This is a genomic window from Pontibacter sp. HJ8 (genome assembly GCF_054824225.1).
In genome coordinates this window covers 1-4,122 of the sequence record NZ_JSYF01000589.1, presented here as the reverse complement: position 1 = coordinate 4,122, position 4,122 = coordinate 1, and the positions used below count along the sequence as shown (strand labels likewise).

Sequence of the window (4,122 nt, the reverse complement as noted above, 5' to 3'; positions counted from 1 at the left end):
AGACCCTGGCACAGGTCAAAGCTTCCAGGCCGCGGGAAGCGCGGAAGTTCCTGCTCTATACCTTCCTGGGCGGATTACTACTGACCACCAACTGGCTTTCATTCATCTACGTCATCAACCACATCAGCATACAGACAGGTTCGTTTTCCTACCTGCTTTGCCCGATCATCACAGCGGTGCTGGGCTTTTTGCTGCTGAAAGAGGAATTGCGGGCCAACCAGTGGCTGGCAATCGGGCTCAGCGCGCTGAGCTGCCTCCTGATCGGGTCCGGCGAACTGACCAGTTTGCTCTTCAGCCTGCTGATTGCCCTGAGCTACGCCTTTTACCTGATCACACAACGTCTGCTGAAGGCATACGACAAGATCGTGCTGCTCACGCTGCAGTTGCTGCTCTCCTTTATCCTGATCGCTCCTTTCTATGAGCAGCTGACAGGGAGCGCTCCTGTAATCCTGGATGGGCATTTCTTTGCGATGATCGCCATCTTGAGCGCCTTGTTCACGGTGCTGCCGCTGTTCCTGAATCTGTTTGCACTTAAGGAGCTCACTTCCGGCAGCCTCGGTATACTCATGTACATTAACCCCATTCTCAACTTCGTGGTGGCGTTCCTGTATTTTAACGAAGAAACCACCCTGGTCAAGGTGCTGGCTTACGTGCTTATCCTGATCTCGGTGATTATCTACAACATCAACCTGAAAGGACGCAAGAGGACCGGTGCAGGCATGGTGATCCCGCCGGTGGGCACGACGGCCGTAGTAAAGTAAGAAACCCCGGAAATAAAAAGGCCATACCTGCCGTGCAGGTATGGCCTTTTTATTTTATGCAGGTTACTGGTTATTGTTCCTGCTTCCGTCTGCGCTTCGGTTCGCCGGGTTTGTGCGCTTAGGCCGTTGGTTTAAGTTTTCCTACTGCTTCTTTTGCTTGTCCAGTTCCACCTGCTGGCGTGCTGTAGTGTCTACGTTGGATGGCAGGTCCCCGAAGTGGTCGGCCTGCTCTCCTGTCTTGGCTGTGTCACCGATCGGAGCAGGGCGTGGCTTGGTCAGGTTCTGTGTGGACTCGCTCTCATCTGTAATTGCCTCTGCAGTACCGGTATCATGTTCAGAGTCTGAATTGGACTGATCGCCACAACTAACACTTATAGTGGCCACCACAGCTACAACAAGGCTCGTCTTGAGTATATCTTTTAGTTTTTTCATGTTCGTTCGAAATGTTTAGTCAACTGGTTTTTTAACGTCCATGTAGTTTTTTGGTTGTAAAGCGGCTGATCAGCAGGAGCCTCTATCTTAGAAGCCCAGCCCGACGCGAAGGCCCGTATACGCTTTCTGTCCCTGCTGGAAGGAGGTCATGAAATCGACCCGCAGCACTTTGAAAATATGCTCTATCCCCAGCCCCAGCTCAAAGTAATTTTCCGATTCAATCGTGTTGAGGTAGTGCAGGCTGACCACTTCCTGCCATTTCAGGCGACGGAACAGCGGTATCTTATTGAACAGAAACCCGTTGAAGTGGTGCTCAAAGTGTCCCTCCAGGTAGCGGTTGTTGGTGCTGTAGCGGTAATAGTCCAGCAGCTGAAAACCGGTATACACACCGGCAAATACGGTGCGGTTCCCATTAAAATGGCGGTAATCCATCAGCTGCATGTCCTGCTTTCCCCAGAAGGTGCCACCCGTAAAGCTGAACTCGCTGCTGCCCACCAGGCCCAGGCTCAGCTCATCAGAGATGCGCAGCGCCAGGGTGTGGTACTGCACATCGCCACCCAATGCTTTGATGCCTCCCCGGTAGCCGAGCGAAATCGTGGGCCAGCGCGAGCCGATGTTGATTTTACGATCAGGACGGGAAATGTACTCCATACCCGGCCGGAAGCTTACCGTGAAGGCAGCTGTCAGGGCCTGGTGCTCTTCAAAGGAAGCATCTGCTAGCTCTGCGTTCTCGGGCACGTTGGAGGTAAAGCCGGTACCGGAGCCCTCCCGGAAGGTATAGTCGGTGGTGTTCTGCAGCGGCATGCGATTCGAGTAGTCCAGCGAGGCGAGCACAGTCACGCCATTCAACAGTTCTGACCGGTAGTTGATACGTCCGAAGTCGCGCTGGTACAGCTTCAGGTAGTTGCGCTCCAGCAGCAGGGTATAGACGGTATTGGCGAAGGGCGAAATCGGCTCTGTGGAGTTGATCTGGTCCACAAAGCGGCCGCCTTCCACTGTGACGGAGCTCCTGCGGATGGGGTTGTAGGTATAGCTCAGGCGCAATTTGACATTCAGCTTCTCGTTGGAGAAACCATAGCGCACGGTCGGCTCAATTTCGTAGCGACGGCGGTCCTCAAAGTTCTTCCGGAAATTGAGTCCCACATTGGCCACCACGCCCTCCACCGTGTTGTACTGCAGGATGCTGGGGCCGCCGGTGAAGCTCAGCAGCGGGTCCAGGTTGTAGTACTTCTCCTCATAAGTATTAGAGTAGGTATAGCCCCGCAGGAAAAAGCTCCCGAACGAAGGCTTGTTGCGGATGCGGTCCACGGAGTCTTTGTACACGCGCGATTCCCGGATCACCTCCAGGCTGTCTTTTTTGTGGTAGTCCCGCGTTTCTTCCTGGGTCAGGGGTACTGGTCGTATCTCAGCCCAATAGGCGGAGTCGCGGGTGTTGGCCTCCCGCTCCACCACCAGCACTTCCCGGCTGAAGAGCTTGTCGTCGTGTATGGCGGGCTGCTCCTGCGACTTGGCCTCCTGGGGCTTTATCAGTCGGGGCCGCTGCCGGCGGGCAGGTTTGGTTTCGGCAGGTATGGCAGCCTCTGTTTGTTCGGGTTCAGGCTGTTCTTCCAGCACAGGCGGTTTGCTGTAGGCCGGCTGCACCTTATACCTGGAGTAAACGCCCATGGCATAGCCGCCTCCTTTGAAACCGAAGCCCGCTGCCTCAAACGTGAAGCGCTGCGATACCGGCATCCACACATCCTCCTGTACCGGCGCGTATACCTGCCGCACCCGTATAAAATCCACGAATTCTATACCTGCATTTTTGGTCAGGGTGAGGTCAGTGCTGTGGATGCGCCAGCTGCCGTCCACGATGTAAATGCTCCCCCGGAAGACCGGGTCGTTCTTCCGCTTCGGAATCACCTTGATTTTGTTGATGGTGCGGCCATTCTCCTGGAAAGTGCCCAGGTACTCAAACCGGTAAAAGAACAGCGCGTTGTTGGCCAGCGGCGACACAAAGCCCCGCTCGCTCAGCCCCTCTACCCGTAGCAGGTTGTCGTAAAAGCTGATGTTCATTTCGGAGGCCTGGTTGAAACTAAAGTCCTGCTTCTTGCCGCTCACCTTAGAAGAAATGACGCGCTCGTGCACCCTGTTGGGTTTCTTGAAGTGCAGCTCCGACACCGACTCCGACAGGTATACGATGCCCGTATCCACATCTACCACCCGCACGCCCAGCACCTTACTGGGTACTTTATCCATGCGGGCCACGCCTTTCATGTACACGCGGGCGCTCCAGGCATTTACTTCGTCGCGGTGGTACTTGCGGAGCCGGATGGCATTGCGCATGATGCCGTAGGCCGGGTCCTCATCAGCAGCCCGCACCACCACCTCCTTCAGGTTGAGCACCTCCGGCACCAGCTGCACATTGAGCTCCCGGGCCTCCTCCCCGATTGTTACCGTCTCTGTCCGGGATTTGTAGCCCACATATTTAAATTCCAGGGTATAGGTGCCCGGGGGCAGTTGCAACTGAAAATAGCCCTGGTCGTTGGAGGCGGTACCGCTGGCGGTTTCCTTTATGTAGATGCTGGCAAAAGGCAGGCCCTGATTCTTTTCGTCTGTGATGCGCCCACGCAAGCTACCGGCCAGCGTGATAGCCGGCAACAGGTATAGCAGGAAGAGCAGGTAAGCAGCGCGCATGCACGGAAGGGTTTAATTCTGGCCTGATGAGACAACAATTTAACAACTAACGATAAAACCCGCGTAAGATGTTTATCATTTTTGTGATTTGAGGAAACGGCCTCTGCAACTTGATCAGTTCCGGTATAGACAATAACCGGATCCAACCACCCCTGCCCCTCCTTGTCTAAGGCGGGGAGTCTGTTCTTGCTTTGGCTTCAGTTACTGTTTCATTGTTACTGATTGTCATCCCCCTGCCCCCTTCGAAGGGGGA

General features: G+C 54.9%; 3 protein-coding genes. 1 reads left to right on the top strand and 2 read right to left on the bottom strand.

All coding sequences use genetic code 11. From position 1 onward, the window contains the following. A partial coding sequence (locus tag OB13_RS19785; RefSeq protein ID WP_461491911.1) for an EamA family transporter occupies window positions 1–761 on the top strand: 761 nt, incomplete at its 5' end. Window positions 762–902: 141 nt separating this feature from the next. On the opposite strand, the gene OB13_RS19780 is transcribed toward OB13_RS19785, so the two are convergent. Together OB13_RS19780 and OB13_RS19775 are read right to left on the bottom strand one after the other, a co-directional pair. After that, complete coding sequence (locus tag OB13_RS19780) at window positions 903–1,193, bottom strand: hypothetical protein (RefSeq protein ID WP_461491910.1); 291 nt, start codon at window positions 1,191–1,193, stop codon at window positions 903–905. A gap of 87 nt (window positions 1,194–1,280) precedes the next feature. Next, window positions 1,281–3,869, bottom strand: a complete 2,589-nt coding sequence (locus OB13_RS19775) for a DUF5686 and carboxypeptidase regulatory-like domain-containing protein (protein ID WP_461491909.1) — start codon at window positions 3,867–3,869, stop codon at window positions 1,281–1,283. Window positions 3,870–4,122 lie beyond the last annotated feature (253 nt).